The sequence below is a fragment of the Pseudomonas sp. yb_9 genome, assembly GCF_043103635.1.
In the GTDB taxonomy this organism is placed as follows: Bacteria; Pseudomonadota; Gammaproteobacteria; order Pseudomonadales; family Pseudomonadaceae; genus Aquipseudomonas; species Aquipseudomonas monteilii.
Genome location: NZ_JBICKA010000041.1, coordinates 1 through 14,326 on the forward strand (window position 1 = coordinate 1; position 14,326 = coordinate 14,326).

The 14,326-nt window shown below is 64.1% G+C and carries 13 protein-coding genes; 11 read left to right on the top strand and 2 right to left on the bottom strand.

The features are described 5' to 3' along the window. Positions 1-8: 8 nt before the first annotated feature. Complete coding sequence (locus ACF8MI_RS09695) at positions 9-650, bottom strand: TetR/AcrR family transcriptional regulator (RefSeq protein ID WP_060497355.1); 642 nt, start codon at positions 648-650, stop codon at positions 9-11. Positions 651-889: 239 nt separating this feature from the next. On the opposite strand from ACF8MI_RS09695, the gene ACF8MI_RS09700 reads away from it, so the two are divergent. The 10 genes from ACF8MI_RS09700 to ACF8MI_RS09745 all read left to right on the top strand — a co-directional run bounded on the left by ACF8MI_RS09700 (position 890) and on the right by ACF8MI_RS09745 (position 11,656). Next, positions 890-2,293 (top strand): LLM class flavin-dependent oxidoreductase, encoded by a 1,404-nt coding sequence (locus ACF8MI_RS09700; protein WP_104834091.1) that lies wholly within the window; start codon positions 890-892, stop codon positions 2,291-2,293. A gap of 19 nt (positions 2,294-2,312) precedes the next feature. Next, the gene (locus tag ACF8MI_RS09705; protein ID WP_060497353.1) at positions 2,313-3,275 is read left to right on the top strand and encodes an AMP-binding protein; all 963 of its coding nucleotides are present in this window, start codon (positions 2,313-2,315) and stop codon (positions 3,273-3,275) included. Further along, on the top strand, positions 3,272-4,039 hold the full coding sequence (locus ACF8MI_RS09710) for an ABC transporter ATP-binding protein (protein ID WP_060497352.1): 768 nt from the start codon (positions 3,272-3,274) through the stop codon (positions 4,037-4,039). The genes ACF8MI_RS09705 and ACF8MI_RS09710 overlap by 4 nt, the downstream gene beginning before the upstream one ends. Then, positions 4,039-4,920: a branched-chain amino acid ABC transporter permease gene (locus tag ACF8MI_RS09715; RefSeq protein WP_060497351.1), complete on the top strand. Its 882-nt coding sequence runs from the start codon at positions 4,039-4,041 to the stop codon at positions 4,918-4,920. The genes ACF8MI_RS09710 and ACF8MI_RS09715 overlap by 1 nt, the downstream gene beginning before the upstream one ends. Before the next feature lie 4 nt (positions 4,921-4,924). Then, positions 4,925-5,989, top strand: coding sequence for a branched-chain amino acid ABC transporter permease (locus ACF8MI_RS09720; protein ID WP_200928754.1), 1,065 nt, complete (start codon positions 4,925-4,927; stop codon positions 5,987-5,989). An 80-nt stretch (positions 5,990-6,069) separates the two neighbouring features. Next, positions 6,070-7,434, top strand: a complete 1,365-nt coding sequence (locus ACF8MI_RS09725; protein ID WP_060497349.1) for an ABC transporter substrate-binding protein — start codon at positions 6,070-6,072, stop codon at positions 7,432-7,434. Next, entirely contained in the window at positions 7,431-8,201 is a 771-nt protein-coding gene (locus ACF8MI_RS09730) for an ABC transporter ATP-binding protein (protein ID WP_156868141.1), read from the top strand. The genes ACF8MI_RS09725 and ACF8MI_RS09730 overlap by 4 nt, the downstream gene beginning before the upstream one ends. 319 nt (positions 8,202-8,520) lie before the next feature. Beyond that, entirely contained in the window at positions 8,521-9,864 is a 1,344-nt protein-coding gene (locus ACF8MI_RS09735; RefSeq protein WP_392517475.1) for an OprD family porin, read from the top strand. A 168-nt stretch (positions 9,865-10,032) separates the two neighbouring features. Then, positions 10,033-11,268: an SfnB family sulfur acquisition oxidoreductase gene (locus tag ACF8MI_RS09740; RefSeq protein ID WP_060497346.1), complete on the top strand. Its 1,236-nt coding sequence runs from the start codon at positions 10,033-10,035 to the stop codon at positions 11,266-11,268. A gap of 10 nt (positions 11,269-11,278) precedes the next feature. Next, a complete protein-coding gene (locus ACF8MI_RS09745) occupies positions 11,279-11,656 on the top strand; it encodes a hypothetical protein (RefSeq protein ID WP_060497345.1) in 378 nt (125 codons plus the stop codon). A gap of 44 nt (positions 11,657-11,700) precedes the next feature. Here ACF8MI_RS09745 and ACF8MI_RS09750 read toward each other — a convergent pair whose 3' ends face one another. Beyond that, positions 11,701-12,942 (bottom strand): acyl-CoA dehydrogenase family protein, encoded by a 1,242-nt coding sequence (locus ACF8MI_RS09750; RefSeq protein ID WP_200928752.1) that lies wholly within the window; start codon positions 12,940-12,942, stop codon positions 11,701-11,703. A 282-nt stretch (positions 12,943-13,224) separates the two neighbouring features. Here ACF8MI_RS09750 and ACF8MI_RS09755 point away from each other — a divergent pair, with 282 nt between their 5' ends. Further along, positions 13,225-14,325, top strand: coding sequence for an efflux RND transporter periplasmic adaptor subunit (locus ACF8MI_RS09755; protein WP_200928751.1), 1,101 nt, complete (start codon positions 13,225-13,227; stop codon positions 14,323-14,325). Position 14,326: the final 1 nt, after the last annotated feature.

The following is a 14,326-nucleotide window of genomic DNA, read 5'->3' on the forward strand; positions in this document are numbered from 1 at the left end:
CCCGAATTTCAGGGTTTGAACGCCCGCACAAACACCCCCACCACCTCCCGCACATGCGCCTCGGCCTCTTCGCCTTCCAGCGGCCCCGCACAGCCCAGCAGCAAGCGATAATCCGGCGCGCCTTTCACCAGGCAGAAGAAGTGCTCCGCCGCCCGCAGCGTGTCGTCAATGCGCAGCAGCCCACGTTCATTCGCCCCGCGCAGCAGCGCTTCCATCCCCGCCAGCACACGCTTGGGCCCGGCCTCGTAGAAATACTCGCCAAAACTCGGGTCCAGGCTGCCCTGAGCCATGATCAGGCGGCTGAGCTTGACCGCTTCGTCACTGCTGATCAGTGCCTGGAAACCACGGGCAATGGTCAGCAGTACCTCTTCTATTGGTACACCTTCGGGGTACTCGAACAACAGGTCAGGCAGCTGGATCTGGCAGGTGGCCATGACCGCCGAGCAGAACAAGGTCTGCTTGTCGGTGAAGTGGCTGTACACGGTGAGCTTTGAAACACCTGCCGCCGCAGCGACCGCATCCATGCTGGTGTTGGCATAGCCAAGGCTAAGGAACAGCGCCTTGGCCGCTTCGAGAATCGCTTCGCGCTTGGCCAGGTCCTTTGGCCGGCCTGGGCCGATGGGTGCGTCGTTGGGCATTGTGGTCTGCATCTGGTTGAAGAGTCGTTCATCTTAACGGGTCAGGCGCCATCCGGCTAAAACCAACCCGCAAAACCTGCTGTTCGCCAGTAGACAGTTGATCGACACTGGTGTCGTCACGCAAGCATTGGACGTGTTGCTTTGTTTTGTAAAGTACTGATTTTTAACGACTAATTTGTTGGCATGAATCGTGTTGATAGAGCAGTAAGGGCACCTTGCAAGGGTGCCGAGCCTATCGAACAGGAGTCCCCATGCCACGTGAAATTCGTTTGAACGCCTTCGAAATGAACTGTGTCGGCCACCAGTCGCCCGGCTTGTGGCGCCACCCCAAGGACCGTGCCTGGCAGTACAAGGACCTGGACTACTGGACCGACCTGGCCAAGCTGCTGGAGCGCGGCAAGTTCGACGGCATCTTCATCGCCGACGTGATCGGCATCTACGATGTGCTGGGCGGCAATGGCGACGCGGCCATCCGCCAGGCGGCCCAGGTGCCGGTGAACGACCCGCTGGCACTGATCACACCCATGGCGCTGGTCACCGAGCACCTCGGCTTCGGCCTGACGGCCTCGCTTACCTTCGAGCACCCGTACCCGTTCGCCCGTCGGCTATCGACCCTCGACCACCTGACCAAGGGCCGCATCGGCTGGAACATCGTCACCTCCTACCTCGACAGCGGTGCGCGCAACCTGGGGCAAAAGGCGCTGAGTGACCATGACGCCCGTTACGACTACGCCGACGAGTACCTGGAGGTGCTGTACAAGCTGTTCGAAGGCAGCTGGGAAGACGGTGCGGTGGTGCGCGACCGCGAAACCGGGCTGTTCACCGACCCGCGCAAAGTCCACGAGATCCGCCATCAGGGCAAACACTTCCAGGTCCCGGGCATCCACCTGTGCGAACCGTCGCCGCAGCGCACACCGGTGTTGTACCAGGCCGGAGCGTCCAGCCGTGGCAAGCACTTCGCCGCTGGCCATGCCGAATGCGTGTTTGTCGCCGCGCCGTCCAAGGTCATTCTGAAAAAGACCGTGGCCGATATTCGCCGCCGCGCCGCCGAAGCCGGGCGCGACCCGCGCAAGGTGCTGATCTTCAACATGCAGACAGTGATCGTCGACGATACCGATGCCAAGGCCCAGGCCAAATGGCAGGAGCTGAAAAGCTACGCCAGCTATGAAGGCGCCCTGGCGCTGATTTCCGGCTGGACCGGCATCGACTTCAGCAAGTACCAGCCCGACCAGGTGCTGGAGCATATCCACACCAATGCCATCCAGTCGGCTGTCGAGGCGTTTTCCACCGCCGACCCGAACAAGCGCTGGACCGTGCAGGAGCTGGCCGACTGGGTCGGCATCGGCGGCTTTGGCCCGCTGATCGTCGGCAGTGCGCAGACCGTAGCGGACGAGTTGCAGGCCTGGGTTGAAGAAACCGATGTCGACGGCTTCAACCTGACCTATGCCCTGGCCCACGAAACCTTCCGCGATGTGGTCGAGCTGCTGGTGCCCGAACTGCAGCAACGGGGGGCCTACAAGACCGAATACCGCCCCGGCACCCTGCGCGAGAAGCTGTTCGGTGACGGCCCACGGCTGCCGGCCACGCACCCGGCTGCCGGTTACCGCGACCTGAGCCGCCAACCCACCCCGGCCAGCATTACCGAGCCGGCCTGAGCCGACAGGGAGCCACGCGATGAATGTGCATGAATTTACCCCGCCGCAGGCTGATGCCGTGGCCGACAGCCACTTGCAGGCCCTGCAGCGCTGGGCCCGGGAGCGCCCAACCCGGGTCGCCCTGCGCCATCGGCGCCTGGGCGTGTGGAAGGCCTGGCGCTGGATCGACGTACAGCGAGAGGTCGAACGCCTGGCCGATGGTTTGAGCCAGCAGGGTTTTGTGGCAGGCGCGCGGCTTGCCTTGAGCGGTGCCTACGAGCCCAGCCTGGTGTTGCTTGCGTTGGCCGCACGGCGCCTGAATGGCCATACCCTGCTGATCCCCGCCAACAGCCGTGGCGAAGACTTGCAACGCCAGCTGCGCCTGGCCCACCCGGGGTTCGCCTTTGTCCAGCGCCGCGAACAAGTGGCGCAATGGCTACAAACGGGGTTGCACGGCCAATGGCCGCTGCAGTTGTTTGTGCCGCAAGCCGACGCCGTGCTCACAGGCCAATGGCAGGTTCAGCCGCTGTCGGCGCTGTTTGTCGGTGCTGCACCTGCAGCGCAGCGTTTGGGGTGGGCACAGGTCACCCGGGACGAGGTGCTCTGGGTCGATGAAGGCAGTGAATGGCGCGAAGGCCTGACACACCTGCTCGACCGCTGGCTGGAGCGGGGTGAAGGCCTGGCGTTTCCGGAAACGGCCGAGTCGGCCAGCCGCGATCGCCGCGAAATCGCCCCGACGGCGTTGCTGCTGTCTGCTGAACGGGTGCAGGCACTGGCCGATGAAATAGAGGCACGGCTGCCGCCTGCTGGCAGTTGGCAACGGCGGCTGTGCGACTGGGTGCAGCAAGATCCGCAACGCGGCTTGCGGCGCTGGCTGAAAACCCGCGTGCGGCAATTGCTCGGCTTCCAGCGCCTGCAACGCATCGATGTGCCCAGCGCCCCTGTTGCCTCGGGCACGGCGCGGCCGGCCTGGCTGCGTGATTACCTGGAGCGTGCGGCATGAGCGCCTTGCTGGAGGTGCGCAACGTGTCGCTGTCGTTCAAGGGCGTCAAGGCAATATCAGACCTGTCATTCAGTGTAAGGCGTGGGGAGATCTGCGCCCTCATCGGGCCCAATGGCGCGGGCAAAAGCTCGCTGCTGAACATCCTCAACGGCGTCTATCGCGCTGATGCCGGCCAGCTGTTTTTCGCCGAACAGCCGCTGCGCCGCCCGCACCCGCTGACCGCCGCACGGCTGGGCATTGGCCGCACGTTCCAGAACAACGCGTTGTTCAAGAAGATGAGCGTGCTCGACAACCTGCTGACCGGGCTGTCGCGTTTTCAGCGCAGTTTCTTCCTGGAGCAGGCGCTGGGGTTGCCGCGTGCCCGCCGCGAGGCGCGGGCGTTTGCCGAACGCGCCGAGCAGGTGCTGGAGTTTCTGGAATTGCAGGCCTGGCGCGAGGTGGCCGTTGGCAGCCTGCCCTATGGCCTGCAGAAACGCGTGGAGCTGGGCCGTGCGCTGATCGCCCATCCGACGCTCTTGCTGCTCGACGAACCGATGGCCGGCATGAACACCGAAGAGAAGCAGGAAATGAGCCGCTTCATCGCCGATATCAATCGTGACCTTGGCACCACGGTGATCCTGATCGAGCACGACATTCAAGTGGTGATGGGCCTGTCCAGCCATGTGGTGGTGCTGGATTACGGGCGCAAGGTGGGGGATGGCTCGCCCGCCGACGTGCAGGCCAACCCCGATGTAATCGCCGCGTACCTGGGGGCCGCACACTGATGAACTTCTTCCTCGAAACCCTGATCGGCGGCCTGCTCGCCGGCACCATGTATTCGCTGGTGGCGATCGGCTTCGTGCTGATTTACAAGGCCAGCGGCGTGTTCAACTTTGCCCAGGGCGCCATGCTGCTGTTTGCTGCACTGACCTTCGTCAGCCTGCACCAGCAAGGCCTGCCGTTTGCCGTGGCGCTGGCCATTACCGTGGTGGTGATGATCATCGGCGCACTGCTGATCGAACGGCTGGTGCTGCGGCCACTGGTCAACCGCTCACAGATCACCTTGTTCATGGCCACGCTGGGCCTGTCGTTCATCATCGAAGGGTTGGCCCAAGGGCTGATGGGGGCTCAGGTGCGCGCGCTGGACCTGGGCATCGAAGACGTGCCGCTGTTCGTCGGCGACATCATGATCAGCCAGTTCGACCTGGTGGCCGCTGGTGTTTCCGCTGCACTGGTAGCGCTGCTGGCCGTGCTGTTCAACCGCACCCGTATCGGCCTGGCCTTGCGCGCGGTGGCCGACGATACCCGTGCGGCGTTATCGCTGGGCATCAACCTCAACCGCATCTGGCAGGTGGTGTGGGCCGTGGCAGGCGTGGTCGGGCTGGTGGCCGGGCTGCTGTGGGGCGCACGCCAAGGCGTGCAGTTCTCGTTGTCGCTGGTGGTGCTCAAGGCGCTGCCGGTACTGATCATCGGTGGGTTCACCTCGATTGGCGGGGCGATTGTCGGCGGCCTGATCGTGGGTGCCGCAGAGAACCTGGCCGAAGCCTACATCGGGCCGTTGATCGGCGGTGGCATCACCCCTTGGTTCGCCTACTTCCTGGCGCTGATCTTCCTTTACATCCGCCCGGCCGGCCTGTTCGGCGACCGAGCCATCGAACGGGTATGACCGCATGACCACGACTGCCGCGCGCCTGACAGCGCGCTTCGACGATGCACCGCTGACCCTGGTGGCACGCCACCGCCCGTTGGGCCTGGCCCTGTTGCTGCTGGTGGCCTTTGTCGTGCTGCCCTGGTTGGGCAGCGACTACTGGCTGAATGCGATTCTCATCCCGTTCCTGGTGCTGTCGCTGGCCGGCCTTGGCCTGAACCTGCTGACCGGCTACACCGGGCAGACCTCGGTGGGGGCGGCGGGCTTCATGGCGGTGGGGGCCTTTGCCACCTACGGCTTGCTGCTGCGTGTGCCGGGGCTGCCATTGCCGCTGGCGCTGCTGGGCGGTGGCCTGATCGCCGGGGTGGTAGGGCTGGTGTTCGGCCTGCCCAGTTCGCGCATCAAGGGTTTCTACCTGATGGTCACCACCCTGGCCGCGCAGTTCTTCCTGGAGTGGGTGTTCGCCAAGTTCCCGTGGTTCTACAACTACGCCTCGTCCGGCACCATCAGCGCACCGCGCCTGGAACTGTTCGGGCATAACCTGGCCACGCCAGCAGGGCGCTACCTGCTGACCCTCAGTTGCGTGGTGGTACTGACCTGGGTGGCGGTCAACCTGGTGCGTAGCCAGATGGGCCGTAACTGGATGGCGATCCGCGACATGGACACCGCCGCCGCTGTCATCGGCATCCAGGTGGAGCGCTACAAGCGCCTGGCCTTTGCCGTCAGCGCGTTCTACCTGGGCATTGCCGGGGCGTTGTGGGCCTTTGCCTACCTGGGCACGGCCAGCGCCGGCAGCTTCGACATCAACCGCTCATTCCAGATCCTGTTCATCATCATTATCGGCGGCATGGGCAGCATTGCCGGCAACTTCATTGGCGCGGCCTTCATCAGCCTTACGCCGATCTTGCTCAGCCATGCCGGGCAGTGGCTGTTCAACGGCCATGTCGATGCCGGGCAATTGCAGAACCTGCAGAAAATCCTGTTCGGCAGCCTGATCATCTGGTTCCTGATCAAGGAGCCCGAGGGTCTGGTGCGCCTGCTGGGCAACCTGCGTGAACGCATTCGCGTCTGGCCGCTGCGCTTCTGAGCGATCCCACACCCATCGACAGCACCTTGACCCGGCCACGGGAGAGGAGGTTCACAACCCTTCACCTAAAAGTATCGACCATGCGAAAAACCATCACTCACGTACCTTTCAAACGTCACGCCGCTGCCCTGGGGCTTGCTCTGGGCCTTGCCTCGGCCTGGCAGCCGGTGGCCCAGGCCGCCAGCAACGAACAGTTCTTCCCGTTGGCCACCTACCGGGTTGGCGCTTACGCCTCCAGTGGCATTCCGGTATGGGCCGGGATGATCGACTACCTGCGCTACATCAACGAGGTCGAAGGCGGTATCAACGGCGTAAAGCTGGTCTGGCAGGAATGCGAAACCGAATGGACGGCCGAGAAGGGCATCGAATGCTATGAGCGCTTCAAGAATGGCCTGAACGGTGCGCCGGTGGCGTTGTATCAGCCTAACGGCGCACCGGCAGCCTACGCCCTGGCGGAAAAGGCCGAGGCCGACAAGATTCCGCTGATCACCCTGGGCTATGGCCGCACCGAAGCCACCGACGGCCGGGTGTTTCCCTACAACTTCCCGGTGATGCTGACGTTCTACAGCGAGGCCTCGGCGTTCATCAACTACGTGGCCGAGCGCGAAGGCGGGCTGGACAAGCTCAAGGGCAAAAAGATTGCCACTGTCTACCACGACTCCGCCTATGGCCGCGAAACCCAAGGGCCAATGGCACTGCTGGCGCAGAAATACGGCTTCGAGAACATCCAGATACCGGTGGCCGACCCGGGCAACGAACAGGCCGGCCAATGGCGCCAGGTGCGCCAGCAGAAGCCGGACTGGGTGTTCTTGCGTACCTGGGGTGTGTCCACGCCGGTAGCGATCAAGACGGCGGCACGTTTCGGCTTCCCGGTAGACCGCATCGTCGGCGACATCTGGGCCAGCTCCAACGAAGACGTGCTGCCGGCGGGCGAGGCTGGCAAGGGTTACCTGGCATTGACGCCCTATCCCGGCGGCGCCGATTTCGACATTCACCAGCGTATCCGCAAGTACATCGTCGACACCGGCAAGAGCGACCTCAAAGACCCGAAAAGCTTCGGCAGCGTGTACTACAACTCTGGCCTGGTGAACGCGGCCATCGCCGTCGAGGCCATCCGCACCGGGCAGAAGAAGTTCGGCAGCCGCCCACTGACTGGTGAGGAAGGGCGCTGGGGCCTGGAGCACCTGGACCTGGGCGATGCCCGTCTGAAGGAAATCGGCTTCCTTGGCCTGATGCAGCCGCTGAAGCTGTCGTGCAGCGACCATGAAGGGGGGGGCGCGGCCAAGGTGCAGCAATGGGATGGCCAGAAGTGGACGCTGGTGACCGATTGGGTACAGGCCGACCGCGCCACCCTGCGCCCGCTGATCGATGCCAAGGCAGGCGAGTTTGCCCGTGAGAAAGGTGTTACCCCCCGCGAATGCGCCAAAGACGAGGCCACCCCATGACCCACAGCCCGCTTGCTGCCGAGCATGCCCACCCGCTGTTGGGCGTGCAGGATATCGAAGTGATCTACGACGGCGCGATCCTGGCCGTGGCCGGGGTTTCCCTGCGGGTCGGGCAGGGCGACATCGTCGCCTTGCTGGGTGCCAATGGCGCAGGCAAGAGCACCACGCTCAAGGCCATTTCCGGGTTGCTGCAAGCCGACCGTGCGCGGGTCAGCCGTGGCCACATCCTCTTCCAGGGCCAGGACACCGCCGGCATCGCTGCCAACCGCCTGGCGGCCCAAGGCATTGTGCATGTGCTGGAGGGGCGGCACGTGTTTGCTCACCTCACGATCGAGGAAAACCTGCGTACCGGGGGCTTTCTGCGCAAGCCGGCACGGCGCGAACTGGAACAGGCGCTGGAGCGCATCTATGCCTGGTTCCCGCGTTTGAAAACCAAGCGCAAGACCCAGGCCGGGCTGACCTCGGGTGGCGAGCAGCAGATGCTGGCCATCGGCCGTGCGCTGATGACCCAGCCACGGCTGGTGCTGCTGGACGAGCCCTCGATGGGGCTGGCGCCGATCATCGTCGAAGAAATTTTCGACATCGTCGCCCAGCTCAATGCCAAGGAAGGCATGAGTTTTCTGGTGGCCGAACAGAACATCAACGTTGCCCTGCGCCATGCCGACTATGCCTACATCCTGGAGAACGGCCGGGTGGCGGGTCAGGGGGCTGCTACGGAGTTGGCTGCGCGCGAAGACCTGCGGCATTTCTACCTGGGGGGCAACTGAAAGGGTAATGCCGGTGGTTTATCGGCGCCTGTGCGATCGAGCGCCGCCCGCGCGGCGCATCGCGAGCTGCGCTCGCTCCTACGTTTGTTTCCGACCAGTAACGCCTGTGGCTGGCGTGCGCGACCGCTTGGTTAATACGACGCGATATCGCGCCATGCGCCAAGGCGTACGCGCACAAATCCCACAGGAATAACTGGCCCGAAACAAACGTAGGAGCGAGCGCAGCTCGCGATGCGCCGTGCGGGCGGCGCTCGATATCCGGCTCACCACAAAACTCCCCGCCCCGGCGGGGTTATCCAACTCATAAGGACGTTCTGCCATGCGCTCGCGCAACTACCCATCCGTCACCCTCGCCCTGGCCATCGGCTTGACCACGCCGGCATTCGCCGAAGACGAAGGTTTTCTCGGCGGCACTCAACTGCAAATCATCAACCGCAACTATTACTTCAGCCAGGACTACCGCAACGGCGATTTCATCCGTAACCCCAACACCGGCGAACGCCAGAGCCAGCACCGCGAATGGGGCCACGGCATCATCGCCAACCTGCAGTCGGGGTTCACCCAGGGCACGGTCGGCCTTGGCCTGGACGTGCAAGGCCTGGTCGGGCTGAAGCTGGACGGTGGCAATGGCACGGTGGGCAATGGTGTAGGGGTGCCGGGCATAGTCTCGCGCTCGGGCAGCAACTTCGATGGCGAGCCCAAGGATGCCTATGGCAAGGTCGGCGTAGCGCTGAAGGCGCGCGTGCGGGACACCGAACTGCGCTACGGCGATGTCAGCCCGACCAGCCCGGTGCTGCATGCCAGTGACATCCGCCTGCTGCCGCAGACCCTGCGCGGTGTCATGTTCAATGACCACTCACTGCAAGGCCTGAGCCTGCAGGGCGGCAAGCTGGAGTCCAGCAGCGACCGCAACGCCAGCAACCACCGTGGCGACCTTGGCACCGTGTACGCCGGGCGGCTGAAGGGCGCCAATGACGTGGTGTACCTGGGTGGCGACTACCGCTTCAACGACCAGCTGAACCTGCGCCTGCACGCCAGCCGGCTGGACGATGTGTGGAACCAACAGTTCTTCAACGTTGACTACGTACAGCCGCTGGTCGACAGCCTGACCCTGAAAACAGGCCTGGATTACTACCGCACCCGCGACAGCGGCCAGGCGCTGGCCGGCAAGATCGACAACGACTCATGGAGCGTGCATGCCGGGGTCAACGCAGGCGGGCATGGCTTCAAGCTGTCGTATACGCGCATCGACGGCGACACGCCGTTCGACTATGTGTGGAACACCTACGACATCCAGCTGGACGCGGCATCGCAGGTGTCCGACTTCAACAACCCCAATGAACGGGCCTGGGAAGCGCGCTACGACTACAACTTTGCTGTGCTCGGGCTGCCTGGCCTGTCGCTTACCGCCCGCTATGTGCGTGGCAGCGATATCGATGGTACCCGCGCAGGCGGCGCCTACAGCTACTACAACGGCATCGAGGATGGTCGCCACTGGGAGCGCAACCTGTGGGTGCGCTACGTGGTGCAGGGCGGGCCGGCCAGGAACCTGTCGTTCAACGTGATGCAAGCCACCCATCGGGTAGGCGGCGGCCATACCGCCGAGGCCAACGTCGACGAGTTGCGGGTGATCGTCGAGTACCCGCTGGACATCAGCCTTTGAGTGGCCCCGGCGAACTGTTTGCGGGGCAACAGACAATCTGCAGTTTGTCGGCCTCGGGGCTTTTCGAATGCCAGGATAATTCGCCTAAATATCTGAATTAAAAGGATTTTTAAGGTTGGCACAGGTTCTGCTCAACAACTGTGGAACCTGTTACGCATGGAGCAGCACATGACGACCTTTTCACCCGCATCCAGCCTGCCTGGGCAGGCCCGTTCGGCGCCACGGCGCGCCGCCCATGTCATCCGCAGCGATGCCGAAGCCATCGAAGTCGCGCAGCGCCTGGCCGAGGAATTTGCCCAGGAAGCTGCCCTTCGCGACCGTGAGCGGCGCTTGCCGTGGGATGAGCTTGACCGCTTTTCCGACAGCGGCCTTTGGGCAATCACCGTGCCCAAGGAGTACGGTGGCGCGGGCGTGTCCTACGCCACGCTCAGCGAAGTGATTGCAACCATTTCGGCGGCCGATTCGTCCCTCGGCCAGCTGCCGCAAAACCACTTTGGTGTACTCAGCAACCTGCGCCTGACCGGCAGCGAAACGCAGAAGCGTGACTACTTCGCCAAGGTGCTGCAGGGCTACCGCTTCGGCAATGCGTTTTCTGAGTCGCGTGGCCAGTATGTGACCACCTTCCAGACGCAAATCCGCTTCAACGGCGACAGCGCCGTGGTCGACGGCGAGAAGGCGTACTGCACCGGCGCCTTGTTTGCCCATATCGTTCCTGTTGCTGGCGTTGATGAAGAAGGGCGGCCGCATATCGCCTTTGTCCCGCGTGATGCCGCAGGTCTCACCGTGATCGACAGTTGGGACGGCTTTGGCCAGCGCATTACCGCCAGTGGCCAGGTGCGCCTCGATGGCGTGCGGGTTCCGGCGGGCGATGTGATACCGGCCTGGAAGGCCTACGACCAGCCCACCGCCGATGGCCCGATCTCGCAGATCATCCAGGCCGCTGTGGACACCGGTATCGCCCGTGGCGCTTTCGCCGCGACCTTGCAGGTGGCCCGCCAGGCAAGGCCATGGGCCGACAGTGGCCTGCAGCATGGCTGGCAGGACCCGTTGAGCCAGGCGCTGATCGGCGAACTGGCCTGGCGCCTGCAGGCAGCCGAAGCCATCTTGCGTCGTGCGGCGCAGGCCGTGGACCTGGCGGTTGCCCAGCCTGACGAAGCGCACGTGGCGCAAGCCTCGGTGATAGTCGGCCAGGCCAAGGTGCTGTCAACGGCCATTTCGCTGGAGGCTTCCAGCCGCCTGCTGGAACTGGGTGGTACGCGCAGTGTTTCGGCCAGCCGGGGGCTGGACCGCTTCTGGCGCAATGCCCGCACGCACACCCTGCATGACCCGGTGCGCTGGAAGTACCACTTGGTCGGTAACCAGTTGCTTAACGGCATCAAGCCGCAACGTCACGCCTGGAACTGAGGAGGCGCACATGTCCAATACACATTCCCACGGCCGGAACGATCTGGTCTATGCCCGTCAGGTGGAAGCGGCCCTGCTTGAGTTCTTGCGTGACCGCGATGCCCGCCACGAAACCCTGGTGATTGCCACGGTGGGTGAGGTGCGCATTGCAATTGATGCGGCCGATGCATTGCTGGAGCGGGCCGATGATTCGCAGGCATCGGCAATTGCGTTTCGCCTGGCGGCTGCCGAGGGCGCTCGGCTTGCTGGCGAAGCGTATTTCGAGTTGGCCGGTCGCAGCGTGGCGCGGCCAGAGGTGAGCGGTGGTGAGCCTGTGCTGGCAACCCAACGGCGGTTGTTGGGGGATCACTACCTCAACGGTGCGGCGTTGGCCGATGGCCTGGAGTAAACGCTGATATTGTCGGGGCTGCAAAGCAGCCCCAATCCGGCCATTCAGGACTGCTTGGCCCCCCCACCAATCTGCCACACATACGGCGGTTCAGTACCGTTCACATGCCAGTCGCCGACAATGCGCTCCTTGTAGATTACCGGGTTGTGCGAAGCCGCCGTGCGGGCGTTGCGCCAGTGGCGGTCGAGCTGGCGGCTGGTGCTGGTGGTGGACGCACCCAAGGCATTGAACAGGTCGCTGGTGGCGCGCAGTACCAGGTCGATGGCTGCCACCTGAGCCTGGGCCGACTCCAGTTCGGCCAGCACATTGGCCTGCTGCTCTGCGGCCGGGTCATTGGCAAAACGTGCCAGGTAAGCCTGTTGGCTAGCCTCGGCGGCGCGCAAGGTCGCGGCTTCGGCGGCATACACCTGGCCCGAGGCCTTGCCGATCACTTGCAATACCTGTGGGTCCTCACTGACTGCCGCGCCGTTGCCATGGCTGAACACCCGGGTGCGCTTGCGAATCTCGTGGCTGAAGTCGCGCACGGCGGCACGCCCGGAACCGGTGATCACCGCCAGCAGCACCAGCTGGTAGAACGCGGTCTGGTATTTGAAGCGGGTGGCGAAGTCGATGATGTTCTCTTCCTCGACCACGGCATTTTCGAACACCGAGGTACCGCTGCCGGTGGTGCGCTGTCCGAATCCGTCCCAATCGTCGCTCTGGCGGATGCCGGGTTGTCGGGTGCGAATGGCGGCGATCACGTCGGCCCCGGTGTCGTCGCGGCGGGCGAACAGGTCGATCCAGTCGGAGAAAAGGCTGCCGGTGCTGTAGTACTTGGTGCCGTTGACCACCCACTGTTCGCCCTGACGCGAGACGCGGGTGATGACATCGCCAATCTTCACCGCGCCTATCTCGGTCCAGGCGCAGCCCACCAGGTCACCCGCAACGAAGCGCTTGAACCACACATTTTGTGGCGCGCTGGCATGGGCGTTGAGGCGGTCCTCGACGAAGGCGAAATGGCCGCGCAGGGCCTGGGGCACGTTGGAATCGGCTTCGGCCAGTTCGATCAACAACTGGAACAGCTGTGGCAACGAAGCGCCGCCACCGCCGTGCTCGACCGGTACGCGCACGGCACCAAAGCCGGCCTCCTTCAGCCAGCGGATCGGGTCGTGGGGCAGGGTGCGGTTGCGTTCGCGTTCCACGCTGCTTTCGGCAATGCGCGTGAAGATGGGCCTGAAGCGTGCCGCGAGCGTGGCGTAGTCGGCGCCGTTGGCGGGGACGGGCAGGTGTTGTTCGAGGGCAGTCATCGGAGTACTCCAAGTACATGAAGGAGGGGGTGTACCTTTGATTGCACAGGTCGTGCCGGTTGGTGGAACGCCCGTGATACGGGGCTTTCGGCGTATACAAAGGATTTCTGGCTGTGGCGGGGCGGGGCAAGTTGTTGATTGGCTGTGGGCTGTGCAACAGCTGGCGGCCGTTGAAAATCCGTCTGGATTTCTTTGTAACGCCAGCTTCCCGGCACCGACTGCCTGATTTAATATACTTGCCAGTATAAATATTCGATGTGCACCTCTGCGAAAGGATTCATCATGTTGCGCCATGCCTTGTCCATCGCTCTGCCCGCCGTTGCCGTGCTGTTACTGGCGGCGTGCGGTCAGGAAGCCACACCACCTGCAGCGCCGCGCCCGGCGCTGGTGGTGCAGCCGCAGCCGGCTGAAGCCGCTGCCGACAGTTACCCCGGTGAAGTGCGTGCGCGCTTCGAGCCGGAGCTGGCTTTCCGCATTGGCGGCAAGGTCAGCAAACGCCTGGTCGAGGAAGGGCAGCGGGTCAAGGCCGACCAGCCGCTGGCTGAACTGGACCCGCAGGACGTGCGCCTGCAACTGGAAGCCAACCGCGCCCAACTGGCAGCCGCCGAGGCCAACCTGGCACTGGTGCGCGCCGAGCGCGACCGCTACCAGAAACTGCTGGACCGGCAGATGGTCAGCCATTCCCAGTTCGATAACGCTGAAAACCTCTACCGTGCCGGCCTCGCCCGCATGAAGCAGGCCAAGGCCGAATTCGATGTGGCCGGCAACCAGGCCGAATATGCCGTGCTGCGTGCCCCACAGGCCGGGGTGATCGCCAAGCGCCAGGTTGAAGTGGGCCAGGTGGTCGCCGCCGGGCAGACCGTGTTCACCCTGGCCGCCGATGGCGAACGGGAAGTGGCTATCGGCCTGCCAGAGCAGCAGTTCGCCCGCTTTGCCGTGGGCGAGCCGGTGAGTGTGGAGCTGTGGTCGCACCCACGGGAGCGCTTCCAGGGCCGTATCCGCGAGTTGTCGCCGGCCGCCGACCCGCGTTCGCGCACTTTCGCGGCGCGCATCGCTTTTACTTCGGCGGCTGCACCGGCCGAACTGGGCCAGAGCGCCCGGGTGTTCATCGCTCATGATGGGCTGATTCCGTTGGCAGTGCCGTTGTCGGCGGTGACGGCCGAAAACGGGGAGGCCTATGTCTGGCGGGTTACCAAGGACAGCCGCTTGGAGCGGGCCGTGGTGCGCCTTGGCGCCTATGGCAGCGACAGCGTGCCAGTGCTCGAAGGCCTTGCCCCGGGCGACTGGGTGGTCGCCGCCGGCGGTCATGTGCTGCGCGAGGGCCAGGAGGTTCGCCCTGTGGACCGCAGCAACCGTGTAGTGAACCTGACGGCCAAGGAGTAAG

What these genes read in the sequence shown, in the direction of transcription:
- ACF8MI_RS09700 (WP_104834091.1), top strand. Translation starts at nt 890, where the DNA reads ATGCCACGTGAAATTCGTTTGAACGCCTTCGAAATGAACTGTGTCGGC.
- ACF8MI_RS09715 (WP_060497351.1), top strand. Translation starts at nt 4,039, where the DNA reads ATGAACTTCTTCCTCGAAACCCTGATCGGCGGCCTGCTCGCCGGCACC.
- ACF8MI_RS09725 (WP_060497349.1), top strand. Translation starts at nt 6,070, where the DNA reads ATGCGAAAAACCATCACTCACGTACCTTTCAAACGTCACGCCGCTGCC.
- ACF8MI_RS09735 (WP_392517475.1), top strand. Translation starts at nt 8,521, where the DNA reads ATGCGCTCGCGCAACTACCCATCCGTCACCCTCGCCCTGGCCATCGGC.
- ACF8MI_RS09720 (WP_200928754.1), top strand. Translation starts at nt 4,925, where the DNA reads ATGACCACGACTGCCGCGCGCCTGACAGCGCGCTTCGACGATGCACCG.
- ACF8MI_RS09695 (WP_060497355.1), bottom strand. Translation starts at nt 650, where the DNA reads ATGCAGACCACAATGCCCAACGACGCACCCATCGGCCCAGGCCGGCCA.
- ACF8MI_RS09745 (WP_060497345.1), top strand. Translation starts at nt 11,279, where the DNA reads ATGTCCAATACACATTCCCACGGCCGGAACGATCTGGTCTATGCCCGT.
- ACF8MI_RS09730 (WP_156868141.1), top strand. Translation starts at nt 7,431, where the DNA reads ATGACCCACAGCCCGCTTGCTGCCGAGCATGCCCACCCGCTGTTGGGC.
- ACF8MI_RS09740 (WP_060497346.1), top strand. Translation starts at nt 10,033, where the DNA reads ATGACGACCTTTTCACCCGCATCCAGCCTGCCTGGGCAGGCCCGTTCG.
- ACF8MI_RS09750 (WP_200928752.1), bottom strand. Translation starts at nt 12,942, where the DNA reads ATGACTGCCCTCGAACAACACCTGCCCGTCCCCGCCAACGGCGCCGAC.
- ACF8MI_RS09710 (WP_060497352.1), top strand. Translation starts at nt 3,272, where the DNA reads ATGAGCGCCTTGCTGGAGGTGCGCAACGTGTCGCTGTCGTTCAAGGGC.
- ACF8MI_RS09705 (WP_060497353.1), top strand. Translation starts at nt 2,313, where the DNA reads ATGAATGTGCATGAATTTACCCCGCCGCAGGCTGATGCCGTGGCCGAC.
- ACF8MI_RS09755 (WP_200928751.1), top strand. Translation starts at nt 13,225, where the DNA reads ATGTTGCGCCATGCCTTGTCCATCGCTCTGCCCGCCGTTGCCGTGCTG.